General features: G+C 61.3%; 16 protein-coding genes and 3 pseudogenes. 6 read left to right on the top strand and 13 right to left on the bottom strand.

The window, feature by feature from the left end:
• Window positions 1-30: 30 nt before the first annotated feature.
• On the bottom strand, window positions 31-207 hold the full coding sequence (locus JFV30_RS19295) for a hypothetical protein (protein WP_010166452.1): 177 nt from the start codon (window positions 205-207) through the stop codon (window positions 31-33).
• A 178-nt stretch (window positions 208-385) separates the two neighbouring features.
• Between JFV30_RS19295 and yegS the strand changes: the two are divergent.
• Window positions 386-1,269, top strand: a pseudogene (gene yegS / locus JFV30_RS19290) (lipid kinase YegS); the annotation flags it as partial.
• A 1-nt stretch (window position 1,270) separates the two neighbouring features.
• Here yegS and JFV30_RS19285 read toward each other — a convergent pair.
• The 3 genes from JFV30_RS19285 to JFV30_RS19275 form a co-directional block, all read right to left on the bottom strand.
• Window positions 1,271-1,930 (bottom strand): response regulator transcription factor, encoded by a 660-nt coding sequence (locus JFV30_RS19285; protein ID WP_010166456.1) that lies wholly within the window; start codon window positions 1,928-1,930, stop codon window positions 1,271-1,273.
• Window positions 1,927-2,820: a sensor histidine kinase gene (locus JFV30_RS19280; RefSeq protein ID WP_201124945.1), complete on the bottom strand. Its 894-nt coding sequence runs from the start codon at window positions 2,818-2,820 to the stop codon at window positions 1,927-1,929. The genes JFV30_RS19285 and JFV30_RS19280 overlap by 4 nt, the downstream gene beginning before the upstream one ends.
• A gap of 320 nt (window positions 2,821-3,140) precedes the next feature.
• On the bottom strand, window positions 3,141-3,587 hold the full coding sequence (locus JFV30_RS19275; protein WP_201126220.1) for a hypothetical protein: 447 nt from the start codon (window positions 3,585-3,587) through the stop codon (window positions 3,141-3,143).
• A gap of 551 nt (window positions 3,588-4,138) precedes the next feature.
• Between JFV30_RS19275 and JFV30_RS19270 the strand changes: the two genes are divergently transcribed.
• Together JFV30_RS19270 and JFV30_RS19265 are read left to right on the top strand one after the other, a co-directional pair.
• Complete coding sequence (locus JFV30_RS19270) at window positions 4,139-5,074, top strand: chemotaxis protein CheV (RefSeq protein WP_008430676.1); 936 nt, start codon at window positions 4,139-4,141, stop codon at window positions 5,072-5,074.
• A gap of 39 nt (window positions 5,075-5,113) precedes the next feature.
• A complete protein-coding gene (locus tag JFV30_RS19265) occupies window positions 5,114-5,920 on the top strand; it encodes an MOSC domain-containing protein (protein ID WP_201124944.1) in 807 nt (268 codons plus the stop codon).
• Between the two features lie 65 nt (window positions 5,921-5,985).
• On the opposite strand, the gene ppnP is transcribed toward JFV30_RS19265, so the two are convergent.
• The 8 genes and pseudogenes from ppnP to JFV30_RS19225 form a co-directional block, all read right to left on the bottom strand.
• The gene (gene ppnP, locus JFV30_RS19260) at window positions 5,986-6,270 is read right to left on the bottom strand and encodes a pyrimidine/purine nucleoside phosphorylase (protein ID WP_003183665.1); all 285 of its coding nucleotides are present in this window, start codon (window positions 6,268-6,270) and stop codon (window positions 5,986-5,988) included.
• Between the two features lie 47 nt (window positions 6,271-6,317).
• Complete coding sequence (locus JFV30_RS19255; RefSeq protein WP_169385869.1) at window positions 6,318-6,860, bottom strand: exonuclease domain-containing protein; 543 nt, start codon at window positions 6,858-6,860, stop codon at window positions 6,318-6,320.
• A 71-nt stretch (window positions 6,861-6,931) separates the two neighbouring features.
• A complete protein-coding gene (locus JFV30_RS19250) occupies window positions 6,932-8,860 on the bottom strand; it encodes an acetyl/propionyl/methylcrotonyl-CoA carboxylase subunit alpha (protein ID WP_201124943.1) in 1,929 nt (642 codons plus the stop codon).
• Window positions 8,861-9,696: 836 nt separating this feature from the next.
• The gene (locus JFV30_RS19245; protein WP_201124942.1) at window positions 9,697-10,470 is read right to left on the bottom strand and encodes an enoyl-CoA hydratase-related protein; all 774 of its coding nucleotides are present in this window, start codon (window positions 10,468-10,470) and stop codon (window positions 9,697-9,699) included.
• Window positions 10,467-11,623 (bottom strand): annotated as a pseudogene (gene atuD / locus JFV30_RS19240) (citronellyl-CoA dehydrogenase). Before atuD ends, JFV30_RS19245 begins: the two are co-directional and overlap by 4 nt.
• Window positions 11,624-11,644: 21 nt before the next feature.
• A pseudogene (gene atuC, locus JFV30_RS19235) lies at window positions 11,645-13,260 on the bottom strand (geranyl-CoA carboxylase subunit beta).
• A 3-nt stretch (window positions 13,261-13,263) separates the two neighbouring features.
• Entirely contained in the window at window positions 13,264-14,136 is an 873-nt protein-coding gene (locus tag JFV30_RS19230) for an SDR family oxidoreductase (protein ID WP_201124941.1), read from the bottom strand.
• Between the two features lie 12 nt (window positions 14,137-14,148).
• Window positions 14,149-15,927 carry an acyclic terpene utilization AtuA family protein gene (locus JFV30_RS19225; protein ID WP_201124940.1) on the bottom strand — a complete coding sequence of 593 codons (1,779 nt, stop codon included), beginning with the start codon at window positions 15,925-15,927 and terminating at the stop codon, window positions 14,149-14,151.
• Window positions 15,928-16,080: 153 nt separating this feature from the next.
• Between JFV30_RS19225 and JFV30_RS19220 the strand changes: the two genes are divergently transcribed.
• From JFV30_RS19220 to JFV30_RS19210, 3 genes are all read left to right on the top strand, one after another.
• On the top strand, window positions 16,081-16,704 hold the full coding sequence (locus JFV30_RS19220; protein ID WP_010166492.1) for a TetR/AcrR family transcriptional regulator: 624 nt from the start codon (window positions 16,081-16,083) through the stop codon (window positions 16,702-16,704).
• A 99-nt stretch (window positions 16,705-16,803) separates the two neighbouring features.
• Window positions 16,804-17,592 carry a substrate-binding periplasmic protein gene (locus JFV30_RS19215; RefSeq protein WP_201124939.1) on the top strand — a complete coding sequence of 263 codons (789 nt, stop codon included), beginning with the start codon at window positions 16,804-16,806 and terminating at the stop codon, window positions 17,590-17,592.
• A gap of 66 nt (window positions 17,593-17,658) precedes the next feature.
• Window positions 17,659-18,672, top strand: coding sequence for a GNAT family N-acetyltransferase (locus JFV30_RS19210; protein ID WP_201124938.1), 1,014 nt, complete (start codon window positions 17,659-17,661; stop codon window positions 18,670-18,672).
• A gap of 893 nt (window positions 18,673-19,565) precedes the next feature.
• Here JFV30_RS19210 and JFV30_RS19205 read toward each other — a convergent pair.
• Window positions 19,566-20,117, bottom strand: coding sequence for an RNA polymerase factor sigma-70 (locus JFV30_RS19205; RefSeq protein ID WP_076953019.1), 552 nt, complete (start codon window positions 20,115-20,117; stop codon window positions 19,566-19,568).
• Between the last annotated feature and the right edge of the window lie 149 nt (window positions 20,118-20,266).

Raw genomic sequence — 20,266 nt, 5'->3', positions numbered from 1 at the left:
AGGCCGTCATGTGCAATGCGAGTGAGATTGTCATTCAGCGAGTTTGGCGAGGATCTTGTACACCACGGTGCCGAGGATCAGCAGCATGCCGATCCACATGCCGAACACGCCAATGGCTTTGTCGCGAAAGTTGAAGCCGATGGCCAGGAGGATCATGCCGGTCAGGATTGGGATGAGCATGGAGTGGAAGGCGGACATGGTGATCATGGGGCGACGGCCTTGTCGGATGGAGGATGGGTATAAGTCTAGGTCGATTTTGCGAAGTGCACGTTGATCAGTGTCAGAAACGCTACAAATCCCGGTTAATTTCTACACCCGATGGCTTTTTTTCGATTGGTCACGGTCAACATCCCTCAGGAACCCTTAAACCCAGGAGCATTCATCCATGAGCACACCCAAGGCACTGTTGATTCTGCACGGCAAGCAAGCCCTCAACGAGCAGGTGCGGGCGGCGGTGCAGGGCAAGCGCGAGCAGGGTTGGGAACTGGCCGTGCGGGTGACGTGGGAAGGCGGTGATGCCCAGCGCTTTGTCGAGCAGGCCCTGGCCGATGGCTATACGCGGCTGATTGCCGGCGGCGGTGATGGCACCCTGCGGGATGTGGCCGAGGCCATGGCCCGGGCCAAAACCGAGGCCAGCCTGGTGCTGATGCCTCTCGGTACCGCCAACGATTTTGCCCGCGCCGCCGGCGTGCCGCTGGAGCCTGAGCAGGCCCTGGACCTGCTGGATGTGCCGGCCCGGGCTATCGACCTGGGCGAGGTGGGCGGGCAGATCTTCCTGAATATGGCCACTGGCGGGTTCGGCAGCCAGGTCACCGCCAACACCTCCGAAGACCTGAAAAAGTCCTCGGTGGCGCCGCGTACCTGTTTACCGGGCTGTCACGTTTCAGCGAGTTGCGCGCGGCCTACGGTGAATTGCAGGGGCCCGACTTTCATTGGCGTGGCGAGTTGCTGGCATTGGGCATCGGTAACGGGCGCCAGGCCGGTGGCGGCCATGTGTTGTGCCCCGATGCGCTGGCCGATGATGGTTTGCTGGACATCAGCATATTGCCGGCGCCCCAGGAAGTGGTCGGCACCCTGCGCAACCTGATGACGGACGGCTGGGGCCTGGACAACATGTTTGTGCGGGCGCGGTTGCCGTGGGTCGAAATCAAAGTGGCCGAAGGGTTGGCGATCAACCTGGATGGCGAACCGCTGCAGGGCGACGACCTGCATTTCTCGGCCTTGCCCCAGGCGTTGCGGGTGCACTTGCCGGAGGATTCGCCGTTGCTGACTAATCGTCCAGGCTGATGATCTGCTCGCGCACGGCGAACAACACCAGGCCCGCCACATCGAAAATCTGCAGGCGCTTCATGATCTGCGAACGGTGGGCTTCCACGGTCTTGATGCTCAAGCCCAGGCCATTGGCGATTTCCCGGGTGGATTTGCCGCGCACGATCAAGCGCAGGATTTCCAGCTGGCGTGCCGTCAGGTTGTGGCTGTGGGGTGGCGGGTTGGGCTGGGCCTGATTGCGCACCAGCGCCTGGTTGATCACCGTATGGGCAATGGCCGGGCTCAAGTAGCGTTCGTTGTTGCGCAAGGCCAGGAGCGCGTGTTCCAGCTCATTGGCCGTGGTGTCCTTGAGCAGGTAGCCATGGGCGCCGGACTCCAGAGCGCACATGATCAGTTCCGGGTCGGTGTGCATCGACAGGATCAACACTTTGCTCTTTGGGTAGGCGCGCTTGAGCTCCTTCAGCGCGTCGAGGCCGCCGGTGTGTTTCATCGACAGGTCAAGCAGCACGATGTCGGGTTGCAGCGCGTCGAATCGCTCCAGCAGCTGCGCGCCATCGCTGGCTTCGCCGACCACTGCGTAGCCGGGAATATCCATGACCAGCGCACGCACGCCGGCCCTGATCAGGGAGTGGTCATCCACCAGGAGTAAGTTGCACGTCACTCTAGAACCTTATGGGGGTTGGCCCGTTCGAGGGCGCGGGGCGCCCAGGGGAAAAGCGCTTCGATCCTTGTCCCAAAGCCTGGCTGGCTATTGACGGACAATGTGCCGCCCAGTTGATCAATCCGCTCGGACATCCCGGCCATGCCCCGCTGGCCTTCCTGGGCGGGGTTGATGGCGGGCGAAAAGCCCTGGCCGTCATCGCTGATAAACAGCGACAGGCCTTCAGGCAGGCGTTGCAGGCGCACCAGCAGGTTACGTGCCTGGGCATGGCGCAGCATGTTGGTGACGGCTTCCTGGGTAATCCGAAAGGCGGCGACGGCCATCTCTTCCGGGATGCCGGTCAGCCGTTGATGGCATTCCAGGCTCCAGCTGACCCGGGTGTTTTCCAGGGTCTTGAGCAGGTGCGCCCGCAGGCTCGCCTCCAGCCCCAGGCTCGCCAGCTGCCGGGGGTTGAGGATGGCCGACACGTCCTGCACCTTGGCCAGGGTTTCGTTCAAGGTGTTGCACAGCACGGCGCAATGGCCCTGCAAGTCTTCCGGCAAACGACGCTTGAGCCATTCACTTTGCAGCTTGGCGGCGGTCAACAGCTGGCCGATATCGTCGTGCAGTTCACGGCTCAGGCGATGACGCTCGTTTTCCTGCACCTGCAGCAGGCGGTCGGCCAGTTCCTGGGGCTGGAACTTGATGGACTTGCGTGAGCGCCACTGTTGCAGGCCTACCACCAACAGGGTGGCCAGGTTCATCCACAGCAGGGCCAAAGGGAGATCGGCCGAGTGTGCATAAGCCCACAGGCTGAGCAGGCACGAGCACAGGCATAGCGCGAGGGTCATCCAGCGTGCATTGCTTCGGGACACGGACCTTGCGATGAGTGACTTCAGGCTGGCGTACATAGGAGGCGCATTTCACGTTTATATGCATCATGAAGTTGAGTCACTTCGAGCGGGGCATGGTACCACCACTATTACCGTTGGTCGCCTTTCGCCGAGCGGGATGAGGGTTATTAATCACGGCAGCGCCCCGGGAGGTAGTCCCGGAGTTCAAATAGGCGGGGAGTTGTATCATTGAAGTTGTTTTGTATCGGTATTGTCGTTAGTGGCTTATTGATATTTTTCTGCTAACGACGACGTCATGCAGGGTTAGTTGCTGCTGTCGTTTTTGGATATGTCGGCCATTGAATACGACGTTTTTTGCGGTTAAATGCGAAGGATATTCAAATCGCGTAAGGCATGCTGCGTTGTTGCTTATAACCAAAGTCGCTTTGCGGGATGTGCTGCACCACAGTGGCAATCAACACGGTTTGTTCCGTTTCATCCAGGCCCAGTTTGCCGGTTTTGGCGTCGATCAACTCCAGTTGCCAGGCGAGCAAGGTCAGGCAAGCATTCAGCGCGTCCAGTGCCTCGTCGTGTAGTTGCAACGGGCTGGCGGCATTGGCGATCAGGTACTGCACATGCCGGGAAAATTCGCCGATGGCCCGCAGCGCAAGGGCGTCGGACTTTTCCGCGAGCTTGATCAGGCTGCTTTTCATGCAGTCGATGGCGTCGCTGTCGTTACGGATCAAGTGCAGGTGGCTCAAGCATTCCTGGGACTTGGCCAGCAGCATTTCAGCCTCAAGGAGGAACTCGGGAAGTGCAAGTTGCCACTCTTTGCCGTCGTTCATCATGCAAGTCTCCACAACATACGGTCGGATAATGAGATGTCGCACCGGGTGAATGGCTTAAAAGTACTGCTGAAATATGACGAAGATCTGTAGGTTGGTTCCGACTTTTCAGTAGGGCATTTATTTGAATGACGCCCGCGCTCGTCCGAACCCCCCATCATCTTCAGGGCCATTCGCATAACTTCTTCGGTTGCCAAGACATAAGTCTGTGGACGACCCGTGGGCCGAGGGCTTGCGATAGCAAACAAAAGCCTGACTCCATTCATGCAATGAGAATGGCGTCACATTAATGGCTATTAGATATCGCGAATATCAGGTTGGTCCTGATTGTGGATAGGGGAATCCCTTACATGGGGGAACCTCGCGCTGACTTTGTGGTCACGCGGCGGTGGTGAAGGGCCTTGCGTTGAAGCTGGCTCAGTAAAGCATGATGTCAGTGTGACATCAATGGATTTGCATGGCATTTTAATAGGGGTCAAGGTCCGGCATTTACGGCCGATAACCTCCTTCAGTGACCAGCACTATCCATCCGCTCAACCCAGGAGTCTTTAATGGCCGGCATTCTCGACACGGTAGATCAACGCACACAATTGGTGGGTGAGAATCGCCTGGAGATCCTTATGTTTCGCCTGGCCGGGCGGCAGCTGTTCGCGATCAACGTGTTCAAGGTGCAGGAAGTGCTGCAACTGCCCAAGTTGACCCTCATGCCCCAGCGTCATCCGTTTGTCTGTGGCGTGGTCAACCTGCGTGGCCAGACGCTGCCGGTGATCGACCTGTCCCAGGCCATTGGCATGCGCCCGCTGATTCCGGGGCCCAACAGCACCATTATCGTCACCGAATACAACCGCTCGGTGCAGGCCTTCCTGGTCGGTGGCGTAGACCGCATCGTCAACATGAACTGGGAGGCGATCCTGCCACCACCGGCCAGTGCCGGGCGCCAGCATTACCTGACGGCCATCAGCAAGGTCGATGACCAGTTGGTGGAAATCATCGACGTGGAAAAAGTCCTCGCCGAAATCGTGCCCTACAACGCCAAGGTCTCCCGCGAGAAACTCGAAGACCCGGTGCTGGAGCGTGCCCGTGGCCGCGAAGTGCTGCTGGTGGATGACTCTAACGTGGCCCTCTCGCAACTGCGTGACACCCTCGGCCAACTGGGGGTGAAAATGCACATTGCCAGCGACGGCCTCAAGGCCCTGAACATGCTCAAGGCCTGGGCCGACAGTGGCCAGGTGATGACCGACAAACTGTTGATGATCTTCACCGACGCCGAAATGCCCGAGATGGACGGCTACCGCCTGACCACCGAGATTCGCAACGACCCACGCCTGCGCAGCCTGTACGTGGTATTGCACACCTCGTTGTCCGGCAGCTTCAACGATTCGATGGTGAAGAAGGTCGGTTGCGACAACTTCCTCTCCAAGTTCCAGCCTGACAAGTTGGTGGACGTGGTTCGTCAGCGTCTGATGCTGGACGAAGTCCCGGCTTGAGCTTAGGGTGACGGCTTTGTCCCTCAGGAATGCAGGCCCATGCTTCGTCTCAGCGCGTTGTACCGATACCCCTTGAAGTCTGGCAAGGGTGAAACCTTGCAGCAGATCGGCCTTGATGCACTCGGGCTTGACGGGGATCGACGCTGGATGTTGGTGGACGAAGCCAGCGGGCGTTTCCTGACCCAGCGGGCGGTGGCAAAAATGAGCCAGTTGTCGGCGCTGTGGAACAGCGTCGGTGGCCTGACGTTGAGCGCCGAAGGGCTGCCCGCCCTCGACGTGCCACTGCCCGGCAGCGATGCCGAGTTGCGCGGTGTGACCATCTGGCGCGACACCTTGCGCGTGCCGGATGCCGGTGATGCAGCAGGTGCCTGGCTCAGCGAATTCATCGGCAAACCCACACGCCTGGTGCAAGTGCCGCTGGCGCGTGCGCGCACTACCGAGGCCGGTTACGGCAAGGATGATGACAAGGTCGCGTTTGCCGATGGCTTTCCGTTGCTGCTGATTGGCCAGGCGTCCCTGGATGACCTGTCCCGGCGGGTCGGCCGGCCCATGGAGATGCTGCGCTTTCGTCCCAACCTGGTGATCGAGGGCAGCGAAGCCTTTGCCGAAGATGGCTGGAAACGCGTGCGAATCGGCGATGTGGAGTTTCGGGTGGTCAAGTCCTGCTCACGCTGCATCCTGACCACCATTGACCCGGCGAGCGGCGAGCGCAGTGCCGACCGCGAACCCTTGGCCACGCTCAAGACCTACCGCGAACAAGAGGGTGATGTGATGTTCGGGCAGAACCTGGTCAACGATGGCGTGGGTCGCCTGGAAGTCGGCATGCCGGTGACGATCCTCGAGTAACCGCCCGTGCAATAAAAAATGCCCGTCTCTCGCGAGACGGGCATTTTTTTTCGGCTATCGAACGTTTAGCCGCGGTATTCGCACAGGTAGGCGGTGTCGACGGCGACTTTCAGCTGGAACTTGCTGTTGGCGGGCACGTTGAACTGGCTGCCGGCGGCGAAGGTTTCCCAGTCGGTGCTGTCTGGCAGCTTGACGGTCAGTGCGCCTGACACCACGTGCATGATTTCACGCTGGGCGGTACCGAACTCGTATTCACCCGGGGCCATGACGCCGATGGTCGCCGGACCTTCTGCAGTGCCGAAAGCGATCGACTTGACGGTGCCGTCGAAGTACTCGTTGACTTTAAACATGGGCGAATCCTCGGAAAAGGGTCAAGAAAGGTCGGCCAGTATGCCTTCTACACGGGCAAAATCAACGGCAGCAGCCGTGCGGTATTGCGCGCATCTTCCAGCGCGCGGTGCTGTTGGCCGTGGAACTGCATACCCGCCAGTTGCAGCGCGCCGTTGAGCCCCAGCGGCTTGTCCAGGCGCCGGGCCTTGGCGAAGCGCTGCTTGAGGTTCACGTGAGGCGTCTGGCCCAGCACGCTGCTCAAGCCATGGCGCTGCCACTCCAGTTCCAGTTGCTGGCGGTCATAGTCGCCCCAGCTCGCCCAGCCTTCCAGGCGTGCCTGGTGTTGGCCGAGCCAGCGTTCGAACAACGGCCACACGTCATTCAATGGCGCGGCAGCATCGATATTCGCCTGGGTGATGTGGGTCAACTGGCGGCAGAACGGCGTCAGCAACGGCCTGCGCAACGGCCGCACGAAACGCTGGAAATGGTCCAGCTCACGGCCCTGGCGGTTGACCAGGCTCACCCCGATTTCGATGATTTCCATCTCGGTCACGGGCCAGCCGCCTTCATCCGTTGTGGCTTCAAGATCAATAATCAGCCAATGAGGCATCGCAGGTTCCCGTACTCTTCCCGTCCTGATGGGGATAGAGCGTAGCCAAGCCTGCTAGTTCCGCCCAGGGGTTACTCGATCTCCAGCAAAATCTGACGGTTCCTCACCTGATCTCCCGCAACCGCCTGGATCCGCTTGACCACGCCACTCATGCCGGCCTTGAGTGGGTGCTCCATTTTCATCGCCTCCAGCACCAGCAACAGCTGGCCCTTGCTGACCGAATCACCTTCGCTGACCCGAACTTCGACAATTGCCCCATCCATCGGCGCCTTGACCGTGCCGTTGCCGGCCTCGGCCTGGCGGGTGGCAACGGCCTGGGTGCGGTTATCGATGCGCACGCCAGGCAGCCAGAGCCGGGTGCCTTGCAAGTGGTACGCGGTGCGACGGCGAATGCCGTTGAGAACGGCGGTGGCCCAGCGTCCGTCGGTGGTGAGGTCGCGTACGTCGATGGCGTGCCGGTCAAGCTCGACGTGCAGGCAGTTGTCTCCCAGCACACTGAGGCTGACTGTGCGGGGCTGATCCTGTTCGGCCAACTGCCAGGTCCACGGCACGCTGGCGTTGTTGCGCCAGCCGGAGAGCGGCGTGGCATGAGCGCTGGCGCTGTGGTGATAAAACAGGGCGGCGGCCAGCGCCAGTTCATCGTCGGTCGCTTTGGTGCGAGCGATTTCGCTGAAGTGTTCGGCAATAAAGCCGGTGCTGAAGTCTGCAGCGATAAATTGCGGGTGCGTGAGCAGGCTGGCCAGCAGGCGCTGGTTGGTGGAAACGCCGAGCAGCACGCAGTCTTCCACCGCCCGTACCAACTTGCGCCGAGCCTCTTCGCGGGTAGCGCCGTGGGCGATGATCTTGCCCAGCATCGGGTCATAGAACGGCGTGATGCGCTGGCCTTCGAGCACGCCATGATCGAGGCGCACATTGGCTGCCGGTTCCCAGCGCAGCACGTCGCCGGTTTGCGGCAGGAAGCCCTGGGCCGGGTCTTCGGCGTAGAGGCGCACTTCCATGGCGTGGCCGCTGAGGGTGACTTGTTCCTGGCGCAAGGGCAGGGGCTGGCCGGCGGCGATGTGCAGTTGCCAGGCGACGAGGTCGAGGCCGGTGATCAGTTCGGTGACCGGGTGTTCGACCTGCAGGCGAGTGTTCATTTCCAGGAAGTAGAAGGTGCCGTTGCGGTCGAGCAGGAATTCGACCGTGCCGGCGCCGACGTAACTGACGGCGCGGGCGGCCTTGAGCGCGGCTTCGCCCATGGCCTGGCGCAGCTCGGGGGTCATGACGGGGCAGGGGGCTTCTTCGATGACTTTTTGATGGCGGCGCTGGATCGAGCAGTCGCGTTCGCCGAGGTAGATCAGGTTGCCATGGGTGTCGCCGAACAGTTGGATTTCGACGTGGCGTGGGTCGATCAAGGCTTGTTCGAGGATCAGTTCGGCGCTGCCGAAGGCATTTTGCGCTTCGGAGCGGGCGGTGCGCAGGTGTTCCAGCAGGGTGTCGGGGCTGTGCACAAGGCGCATGCCACGACCGCCGCCGCCGGCGCTGGCTTTGATCATCAGGGGGTAGCCGATGTGGGTGGCGTGTTGTTGCAGGGTAGGGTCGTCCTGGTCGGGGCCCTGGTAGCCTTTGATGCAGGGGACGCCGGCGTTGAGCATGGCGATTTTCGAGAGGCGTTTGCTGCCCATCAATTCGATGGCTTCGGGGCTGGGGCCGATGAAGGTCAGGCCAGCTGTTGCACAGGCTCGGGCGAAGTCGGGGTTTTCGGAGAGGAAGCCGTAGCCTGGGTGGATGGCGTCGGCACCGGTGCGGTGGGCGGCTTCGAGGATGGCGTCGATGTTCAGGTAGGACTGGTTGACCGGGGCGGGGCCGATGTTGACGGCTTCGTCGGCCATCTGGACGTGCAGGCTGTTGGCGTCGGGGTCGCTGTAGACCGCTACTGTGCGGTAGCCCAGGGCTTGGGCGGTGCGCTGGATGCGGCAGGCGATTTCGCCACGGTTGGCGATCAGGATTTTGTTGAACATGAGTGATCCCTTGGGTTGGCGTTTACCGTGTACATATCCATTCCTGCGGTAACGGCTGCTATTGGTTCCGCTCTTACAGCGGGTCACTTTGCAAAAGCGGCAAAGTAACCAAAACGCTCTGCCCCGCCTGTCGGCGCCTCGCCTAGGCTCGGCGTTCCCTCACTCCGGCGCTGCTCCGCGGGCCGCCGCGATGGGCCATCCTTGGCCCAGCGCGGCTAAACCGGCGTCCTGCCGGTTTACCCGCTCCGCACCACCTGCGTTCGGCCTCGGGCTGAATGGGGCAGTCAGATCAAAATCAAAAGCAACAGCACAGCGGCCTACAGGCCGGCTTGAGTGGTAGAAGCCACAGCAAAAGCAGAGCCGCTTTTCTGTAGGAGCCGGCTTGCCGGCGAAGAACCTGAGAGCGCCGCGTTGAATCAGGATGCCCACGTCATCGTTAACCACCTTCGCCGGCAAGCCAGCTCCTACAGGGGAGCGTGCTCGCTTTGGATTTTGATGGTGCCTTTGCTTCACACCACTCAAGCCGGCCTGTAGGCCGCTGTGCTGTTGATCTGCTTTTGATCTTGATCTTAGGCGCCCCGTTAAACCACGCTGGCCGAACGCAGGCTTTGGAGCGTGGGTAACCCGGCAGGACGCCGGGTTAGCCGCGCTGGGCCAAGGATGGCCCATCGCGGCGGCCCACGGTCCAAAGCCGGAGTGAGGGCACACCGAGCCTAGGCGAGGTGCCGAGTGGTGGGGCAAGAGCCTTTTGGTTACTTTTGGGCTTTTCAAAAGTGACCCGCTGTAAGAGCGGAACCAATAGCGGCCATCACCCAAATAACGGATATGCCCCCGATTCATCGCGCCCACCCCGGCTTACGCTTCTGCACAAAAGCCTGTGTCCCCTCAATCCCTTCCTCACCACCCACCGCCTCGGCAAACCACTCGGCAGCCTGGTCCAGCAAAGGCCCCAAAGCCTGCTCACCACTGGCCAACACCAACGCCTTGGTCCGCGCATTAGCCCCCGGAGCACACCGCAAAACCTGCCCCAACACCTCATCCACCCGCTCCGCCAACGCCTGCGAATCGTGCTCCACAAAATGCACCAACCCCAACCGCTGCGCCTCAACCCCATCAAACCGCGCCGCGGTCAAAGCCAGCCGCCGAGCCTGAGTCAACCCAACGCGCTTCACCACAAACGGCGCAATCTGCGCCGGCAGCAGCCCCAGGCTGGTCTCCGGCAACCCGAACTGCGCCTGATGATCCGCAATCGCCACATCACTGACACACACCAGCCCAAACCCACCGCCCAACACCGCCCCTTGCAGCACCACGATCACCACCTGCGGCAGCGCCTCAACCTCCTGCAACAGCGTGCCAAACGCCCGGTTCAAAACCTGCAAGCCACCCGCGGCCCCCGCGCGAGCCATGTCCTTCACATCCCCGCCCGCCGAAAAATGCCCTCCCGCGCCACTGATAACCAGCGCCCGTACGCTCTGGTCCCCAGCCACATCCGCCAGCACCGCGCGCAGTTCCTCGACCATCTCCAAGCTCATGGCATTGCGGCTGTCGGGCCGGTTGAGGGTCACATGCAACACCCCGTTGTGCGGCTCCAGCAGCAACGTGTTCACGACTTTTTCCCCGGCAGGGTGCCCATCAATTTGCAGATGATCCCCAGCATGATCTCGTCCGCCCCCCGCCAATCGACACCAGCCGCACATCCCGATAAGCCCGGGCCACCGGGTTGTCCCACATGAATCCCATGCCGCCCCAGTATTGCAGGCAACTGTCGCTGACTTCCCGACCCAGTCGCCCGGCCTTGAGCTTGGCCATGGAGGCCAGGCGCGTCACGTCCTGGCCCTTGATGTACTGCTCGGTGGCCTGGTACACCAGCGCCCGCAGGCACTCGATCTCGGTGGACAGTTCGGCCAGGCGGAAGTGGATCACCTGGTTGTCGATCAATGCCTTGCCGAAGGTCTTGCGCTCCTTGCAGTACTCGATCGTGCTGTCGATGCAGTACTCCAGGCCCTTGACCATATTGGCCGCGCCAAACAGCCGCTCTTCCTGGAACTGCAACATCTGCATCATGAACCCCGCGCCTTCATGGCCGATGCGGTTGCGCTGGGGGATGCGCACGTCGTCGAAAAACACCTGGGCGGTTTCCGAGCTGTGCATGCCGAGTTTTTCCAGGGGCGGGCTGACGCTGATGCCGGGGGTGTTCATCGGCACCATGATCAGTGACTTGTTGATGTGCGGCTTGTCGTCCGACGTGTTGGCCAGCAGGCAGATAAAGTCGGCACTCGGCGAGTTGGTGATCCACATCTTGCTGCCGTTGATTACGTAGTCGCTGCCGTCCTTGCGGGCATGGGTTTTCAGCCCGGCCACGTCGGAGCCGGCGCCGGTTTCCGAGACGCCGATGCAGCCTACCTGTTCGCCGCTGATGGCCGGGCGCAGGAATTCGTCGCGCAGTTCATCGGAGCCGAAGCGGGCCAGGGCCGGGGTGCACATGTCGGTTTGCACGCCGATGGACATGGGGATGCCGCCGCAACGGATGCTGCCGAACTCTTCGGCGGCGACGATGGAATAGCTGTAATCGAGACCCATGCCGCCGAATTTTTCCGGCTTGGAGATGCCCAGTAATCCGAGGTCACCGGCCTTGCGGAAGATCTCGTGGATCGGGAAGCGCCCGGCCTTTTCCCATTCATCCACGTGCGGGTTGATCTCGCGCTCGACAAAGCCGCGGACGGTGCGGCGCAATTCTTCGTGTTCCTGGGTGAAGATCATTTTTATTGTTCTCCTGAAGGTTTAGAACCGCGCCACACCAAAGCTGTTGGGCTGCAACTGCCGCACTTCGGCCTCATGGCAGATGTCCAGCAGAAGCCCCAGCAAGGTCCGGGTGTCCCGTGGATCAATCAGCCCGTCGTCCCACAGGTTCGCACTGCCGTAGAGCGCGGTGGACTGGCTGTCGAGTTTCTGGGCGGTGACCTGTTCGAGCATGTCGAGCACCTTGGGATCAGGCACCAGGCCGTCTTTCAATTGCTTGGCCTCGGTGACGATCCGCAGCACCTTGCCGGCCTGGGCGCCGCCCATCACGGCGGTACGGCTGTTGGGCCAGGCGAAGATAAAACGCGGGTCGAGGCCTCGGCCGCACATCGCGTAGTTGCCGGCGCCGTAGGAGCCGCCGACGACGATGGTCAGCTTCGGTACCCGGGCATTGGCCACCGCCTGGATCATCTTCGCACCGTGCTTGATCACGCCTTGCTGTTCCGACTCGGTGCCCACCATGAAGCCGGTGGTGTTGTGGAAGAACAGCAGTGGCGTCTGGCTCTGGTCGCACAGCTGGATAAATTGCGCGGCCTTGCTCGCGCCCTTCGGCGTGATCGGCCCGTTGTTGCCGATAAAACCGCAAGCGCGGCCCTGGATATGCAGGTGGCCGCAGACGGTGTGTGGGTCGAACTCGCCCTTGAATTCGAGGAAGTTGGAACCGTCCGCTAGTCGCGCCAGGATTTCCCGCACGTCGTAGGGCTTTTTCGGGTCGTCGGGGATCAGCCCCAGCAGCTCTTCAATCGGGTACAGCGGCTCGGCATACGCGCGTTTTTGCACGACCGGCAAACGGTCATCCCACGGCAACAGGCTGACGATCTCGCGCACGATGCGCACACCGTCAGCGTCGTTTTCCGCCAGGTACTCAGCGGTGCCGGCGGTTTGTGCGTGCATTTCGGCGCCGCCCAACGCTTCGTCGGTGGCGATTTCGCCGGTGGCGGCCTTGAGCAGTGGCGGGCCGGCCAGAAACAGTTTGGCTTTACCGCGCACCACCACCACGTAATCCGAAAGCCCTGGCTGATACGCGCCGCCCGCCGTGGCCGAGCCATGCACCACGGTGATCTGAGGCAGGCCCATGGCCGACATCCGCGCCTGGTTGGCGAAGCTGCGGGCGCCTTCGACGAAAATCTCGGCGGCGTAGTTGAGGTTGGCGCCGCCGCTTTCCGCCAGGGTCACGACGGGCAGTTTGTTTTCCATGGCGATCTGTTGCAGACGCAGGGATTTTTCAGGCCCGAAGGGGAGATGGTCCCGCCCTTGATCGCGCTGTTATTGGCCACCACCAGCATACGCACGCCGCTGACGTAGCCGATACCGGCGATCAACCCGCCGCCGGCGGCGCTGCCGTCCTTGTCGTCGTGCAGCTTGTAGCCGGCCAGGCTTGCCAGTTCGAGGAACGGCGCGCCAGGGTCCAGCAACAAATTGAGGCGTTCCCGCGGCAGCAGTTGCCCGCGCTTGTCGAACTTGGCCTTGGCTTCAGCTGCCTTGGCCAGCAGGTTTTGCTCCAACTGGCGCAGTTGATTGACGCCTGTGAGCATCGCTTCGCGGTTCTGCGCGAATGGCACGCTGTGGGCGTCGAGTTGCGAGTCGATCACCGGCATGGCTTATTTCTCCTCCTTGAGCACATCCGGCACGTACGCCCGGTGGAAACCATTAAAGGACGCGCTCGGCGGTTGCGCCTTGTGCAGCGGCCAGGCGCGGCTGCCGAGGCTGGCGGCGCCGTCGATGCGCAGGGTGCTGCCGCTGACGAACGCGGCGGCAGGGCTGAGCAAAAACACAATCGCCGCGCTGACTTCCGATTCGGTGCCGATGCGCTTGAGCGGCACATGTTCGCGCAAGGTCGGAATCACCGCCTTGAACGCACCTTCGTAAGTGTCCATGCCGCTGGAGGCAATCCAGCCCGGCGCCACGGCGTTGACCCGCACCCCGGCGTAACCCCATTCGAAGGCGGCGGTCTTGGTGAAGTTGTCCATGCCCGAACGCGCCGCGCCGGAGTGGCCCATGCCCGGCATGCCGCCCCACATGTCGGCGAGCATGTTGACGATCGACCCGCCGTGCTTGCTCATGCACTGGTTGAACACTTCCCGAGCCATCAGGAAACCGCCCACCAGGTTGGTGCGCAACACGGTTTCAAAGCCCTTCTGGTTGATCGACGCGAGCGGCGAGGGGTACTGGCCGCCGGCGTTATTCACCAGGCCATGAATCGGGCCGTGTTCCTGCAGAACCTGGCTGACCAGCGCCTTGACCGCTTCTTCATCACGGATGTCGCAGGCCTGCCAACTGGCGCGGCCGCCGTCTTCAACAATCTCTGCCGCCACCGTTTGCAGTTTTTCCGGCTTGCGCCCCACCAGAATCACATGGGCGCCAAGGGCCGCCAGTTCGTGGGCGGTGCAGCGGCCAATGCCACTGCCGCCGCCGGTGACGATAATGCTCTGCCCCTGGAACAGGTCGGCTTTGAAGATCGAGTCGAAGGCCACGGCGTGGGTCCTTTAAGTGAGTTGATCGGCGATGTGCTGCGGCACGGCAATCGGGATTTCCAGCAGTTGCTGGGCGAACGCCTTGCCTTGGGGGTCGATGCGCAGGCTGGCAATCCCGCCGCCACCCAGGGCGTTTTCCAGCAGGAAGTTCAGGCTGTGGCTGCCGGGCAAGTACCAGCGTTCGACGCGGCCGTGAATCGGGTCGAGCACGTGGCTCATCCAGTCGACGATCACTTCGGGCGTCAGCGCTTCGGCGATCCACGGCAGGTACTCGGGGTCGCGGGCGATCACCCCGATGTTGCTGTGGTTGCCCTTGTCGCCGGAGCGGGCCACGGCCAGTTTGATCAGCGGCACGTTGGCGTCGGCGCGACCCTGGGGTTTGGGCGGGTCAATCAATTCGATTGACGTGTTCAACGGTTCGGCGACAGGCAACTCACAGGCATGCCGTTCGCCAAGGAAATCGACCTGCAATGGGCAGACGCTTTTATCGATCAGGAACGAAAACAGCCGAATCAGCGGGTACACCGTGGGCCGCCCGCCGACGATGCCGGTAAGCCCCGGCGCCATGCCGGTGGCCGCCTGGGCGATCTCCCGCGCGAACAGCACCAGCGCCTGTTTGTTGGGGTGACGCACCGCCAGTTTCACCACCACTTCGCGGCAGTCCTGGCGTTGGGCGTGGGGGCCGTAGGTGGCTTCGCTGCCCAGCAGTTCGATGTTGATGTCGGTGTAGGGCGCCCAGCCGCGCTGGCTGAACAGTTCTGATGTCTTGTTGATGATCGCCTGGCTGACCCGCTCGGCCTTGGCCACTGCGTCGATCCCGGCGATCAGGCAACTGGCGGTGCAGCGAAAGCCGTCCGGGTAGGTGGCGCTGACCTTGTATTGGTCGGTCGGTGGCAGGCCTTTGGCGCCGTGCAGGTGCACGCGGTTTTTGCCTTGCTGCTGGAGTTTCACCTGGCTGAAGTCGCAGATCACGTCGGGCAACAAGTAGGCGCGCGGGTCGCCGATTTCATACAACAGTTGCTCGGCGACGCTCAGTTCACTGATCAGCCCGCCGGTGCCGTCGACTTTACTGACGGTGAACTGGCCGTCGGCACTGACCTCCACAATCGGGAAACCGATGTGTTCGTAGTCCGGCACTTCCCGCCAATCGGTGAAGTTGCCGCCGGTGCACTGGGCGCCACATTCGATGACATGCCCGGCCAATGCCGCCTGGGCCAGGCGGTCGTAATCCTGCCAGGACCAGTCGAACTCATGCACCAGCGCCGCGCTGACCACCGCGCTGTCGACCACACGGCCAGTGATGACGATATCGGCACCGAGCTTCAGCGCCTGCACGATGCCCGGCGCGCCGAGGTAGGCGTTGGTGGACACGCACATCGCCGGCAGCGGCGCGCCGCTGAACATGTCGGTGATGCCGTGCAACTGCTTGAACTGCGGTTGCAGGTCATCCCCCAGCAGCACGGCGATCTTCAACGGAATTCGAGCCTGGTCGCAGGCCGCCTGCAACGCGGCAGCGCAGGCCTGGGGGTTGATCCCGCCGGCATTGCTGATCACGCGAATGCCCTGGCGCTGGATATCCGCCAGCAGCGGCGTCAGCACGTCGACGAAGTCCGTGGCATAGCCGGCCTGGGGATCCTTCATCCGTGCCCCGGCCAGGATCGACATCGTGACTTCCGCCAGGTAGTCGAACACCAGGTAATCCAGCGCGCCGCCGTGCACCAACTGCGCAGCGGCGGTGCAGGTGTCGCCCCAGAAGGCGCTGGCGCAGCCGATGCGTACCGTCTTGTTCATGGGGCGTCCTTCCTCCGGTTGGATGAGTCGAGACTACCAAGCAAGCGCTTGGTTTGTAAACTCTGGTCACAACTTTGCCCCAAGCGCTTGCTTGGTTGGCTGCCACGGCCTAAATTGCCGGCCAAGACGTAATCAGAAGTTAAGGAGAGCAGCATGGATGAGCAAAAAGCCCTGCGGGTGATGCGCACCATGGTCGACGCCGGCCAATTGACCGACCCCGACAGTGCCCGTGGCAAGCTGCTGCAAACCGCGGCGCACCTGTTTCGCAACAAGGGCTTTGAGCGCACCACCGTGCGTGACCTGGCCGGCGCGGTCGGGATTCAGTCCGGCAGTATCTTTCATCACTTCAAGAGCAAGGACGAAATCCTGCGGGCGGTGATGGAGGAAACCATCCACTACAACACCGCCCTGATGCGCGCTTCACTGGCCGAAGCGAATAACGTGCGTGAACGGGTGCTGGCGCTGATTCGCTGCGAATTGCAGTCGATCATGGGCGGCAGCGGCGAGGCCATGGCGGTGCTGGTGTACGAGTGGCGCTCACTCTCGGCCGAGGGCCAGGCCCAGGTGCTGGCCCTGCGTGATATTTATGAAGACATCTGGTTGCAGGTGCTGGGAGAGGCCAAGGAGGCCGGTTATATCAGGGGCGATGTGTTTATCACCCGGCGCTTTCTGACCGGCGCGTTGTCCTGGACCACCACCTGGTTTCGTGCCCAGGGCAGCATGACCCTGGAGCAACTGGCCGATGAAGCCTTGCTGATGGTGTTGAAAGCTGACTAGCCCGTTCGCGCAAGCTATTAATTGTGTGGCAGAAAGTTGTCTCGATAGACAAAAACGCCTAGCTTAGCGGGATCAAAGTTTTCGACGGTGTGTGCCTTGATGTTTTCGCCTTGGCGATTGGCTGCAGGACTCTCAATATTGGCGCTTGGCGCACTGTGGCTGATGCCGGCTTCGGCGGCCCAATTGGTGAGGATCGGTGCTGCGCATTTTCCGCCGTACACCGTGCGCCCGGAGCAGGGCGCCGACACCGGTTTGCTGCCGCAACTGGTGGAAGCCTTGAACGCGCTGCAAACCGACTACCAGTTTGTGCTGGTGCCCACCTCGATTCCCCGGCGTTTTCGCGATTTCCAGCAAGGTCGGGTCGACATGGCGATCTTCGAAAACCCGAAATGGGGTTGGCAGGATATTCCCCATACGGCGGTCGACATGGGCCTGGAAGACGCCGAAATCTTCGTCGCCCAGCGGGAGCCCGGCCGCGACCAATCCTATTTCACCGACCTGGCCGGCAAGCGCCTGGCGGTGTTCAGCGGTTATCACTACGCGTTCGCCAATTTCAACCCGGACCCCAAGTACTTGGCGGAGCACTTCAACGCCACCTTGACCTATTCCCACGACAGCAACCTGCTGATGGTCGCCCGGGGTCGGGCCGACATCGCCCTGGTGACGCGCTCCTACCTCAGCGATTTCCTGGTGCGCAATGCCGACACGGCGGGGCAGTTCCTGGTGTCCGAGCGAATTGACCAGGTGTACCACCACTACGCATTGCTGCGGCCCAAGGCACCGATCACCGGGCCGGCGTTCGCCGGGCTGCTCAAGCAGTTGCGGGACAATGGCCAGTTGTTGAAGATCTTCGAGCCTTACCGCATTGATGTGATGCCGGTGCCCTGATCGTCTAAATTTTTGCCCGTGGCTCACGTCACTTGTTGAACTGTCGACGATTCGTGAGCCCATCCCATGTCCAATCTGAATGACCTGTCTGCCCTGCCGTTGCCGGCGGGGCCTGCCCTGAATGCTGATGAAACTGACACGCGCCTGAGCCTTACCCTTGAAGGGCAGCCGCTGATTCGCCTGCGCCTTGAGCGGGGCGATGAGCTGCAGGTGCACTTGCAGGAGCCCGGCAGTGTGCCGGCTGCCCGTGCGTTGTGGGCGGCCTGTTACTGGTTGTTTGCCAGGGAGCCTGGGCGGCAGCGGCTGGCCTGGCGCCTTGAGCATGTGCCGGAGGATGCCTTGCGCAGTGGGCTGTTGGTGGCGACTGAGGTTGCCGGGCAGTTTTATTGCGAACGCACGTTGTTTTGGCAATTGCCGCAACCGTGGCTGGGGCAATCCCTCACGGGGACTTATCCGCAGCAGATGATTATCAGCGCCGGTAAGCGTCATCCTGCCCGTGCGCCGAAGCCTCGGGGTGAGGTTTATCGACGGTTCGATGCGCGGTTGGGGGCGTGGATTTCACTGCGCACGGTGGAGATTGATGTTGATCTGGCGCGGTTTAATCGGTGGCAGAACAGCACGCGCGTGGCGAATTTCTGGCAGGAAAGTGGCAGCCTTGAGCAGCATCGGGAGTATCTGGACACGCTGGAAGCGGATCCTCATGCGTTGACGTTGATCGGCTGTTTCGATGATGAGCCGTTTGCGTATTTCGAGGCGTATTGGGCCAAGGAGGATCGGATTGCGCCGTTCTATGACGTGGCGGATTACGATCGCGGGATTCATATGCTGGTGGGGGAAGAGCATCACCGGGGGCCGCACAAGGTAGCGAGTTGGTTGTCGGCGTTGGTGCATTACCTGTTTCTGGATGATCCGCGTACGCAGCGGGTGGTGGCTGAGCCTCGGGCGGATAACGGGAAGATGATTGGGTATATGCAGAATCAGTGTTTCCACTGTGAGAAGGAGTTTGATTTTCCGCATAAGCGGGCGGCGTTGATGATCCTGGGGCGGGAGCGGTTTTTTGAGCGGTGTGGGTTGGTTTGAGTGTGTACATATCCGTTATTTAGGTAACGGCTGAATATGGTTTCGCTCTTACAGCGACTCACTTTGGAAAAGCCCCAAAGTAAGCAAAGGGCTCTGCCCCGCCTGTCGGCGCCTCGCTAGGGCTCGGCGTTCCCTCACTCCGGCATTGCTCCGCGGGCCGCCGCGACGGGGCGTCCCTGCCCCGTCGCGGCTAAACCGGCGTCCTGCCGGTTTACCCGCTCCTCAATCCCTGCGTTCGGCCTCGGGCTTATTGGGGCAGTCAGAGCCAGATCAAGATCAAAAGCAAGAGCACAGCGGCCTACAGGCCGGCTTGAGTGGTAGAAGCCAGAGCAAAAGCCAAAGCGAAAGCCAAATCTGAAACTGCTGCAGGTCTGCTTTTCTGTGGGAGCTGGCTTGCCTGCGATGCAGACACCTCGGTTTTTCAGGTACACCCAGTTGATGCCATCGCAGGCAAGCCAGCTCCCACATTTGACCGTGCCCGCTGTAGATTTTGATCTTGATGTTGCCTTTGCTTCACACCACTCAAGCCGGCCTGTAGGCCGCTGTGTTCTTGATCTGCTTTTGATCTTGATCTTAGGCGCCCCGTTAAACCACGCTGGCCGAACGCAGGTAGTACGGAGCGGGTAAACCGGCAGGGCGCCGGTTTAGCCGCGACGGGGCAGGGACGCCCCGTCGCGGCGGCCCGCGGAGTAGTACCGGAGTGAGGGAACACCGAGCCTGAGCGAGGTGCCGAGTGGTGGGGCAAGAGCCTTTTGGTTACTTTTGGGCTCCTTTCAAAAGTGACCCGCTGTAAGAGCGGAACCCATATCAGCCATCACCCAAATAACGGATATGCACTCAGCAGCAGGGCAGAGCAGAGCAGAGCAGAGCAGGGCAGGGCAGAGCAAAGCCAATCAAACCCGCCGCGCAAACGTGTCGCTATGGGTCCCGGAAACCTTGCGGCAATGCACCAACGCATCCCGAATCATAAAGTTCACCAGCGTCGGCGACACCCCCAGCTCCTTGGCAATATCCTTCTGCGGCACCCCATGCAACCGGTACATCTCAAACGCATAACGCGTGCGCTGAGGCAACTCCGTCAACGCATCCGCGATGTTTTCCAGCGTAGAAAAATTGATGTGCGAAGTCTCAGGTGAAGCCCCGTGAATAACCACATTCAACCCTTCCTCTTCAGTGCCGGAATATTTCAACTCCAGCGCCTGCTTGCGGTAATGATCAATGGCCAGGTTACGCACGATCTGGAACAGGTAACTGAGCTGAGCCTTGAACGATGACGTGATAGTCGGTGCCGATTGCAACCGGAAGTAGGCGTCTTGCACCACATCTTCAGCACGGGAGCGACAGCCGGTAATACGCGCCGCGATCTTGACCAGGATCAGCCGGTTATCGACGAAGGCCTGGAGGAGGGGTGAGTCGCACCTGCCTGTGGATACTTGTTCCGTCATGGAAATCACCTTGTTGCAAGAGAAGGTTGGGGGAGGGCGTCCTTGCTGAGGCCTCCTACACATCGGGCAACAAATTATGCTTAATGATAATGATTGTCAAATGAGAAGACGAACTAATCTTATGCCTTATCGAGAGGTGTGAACCGCGT

It is taken from the genome of Pseudomonas sp. TH32 (assembly GCF_016650855.1).
GTDB lineage: Bacteria > Pseudomonadota > Gammaproteobacteria > Pseudomonadales > Pseudomonadaceae > Aquipseudomonas.
This window is presented reverse-complemented; position numbering and strand designations above follow the sequence as displayed.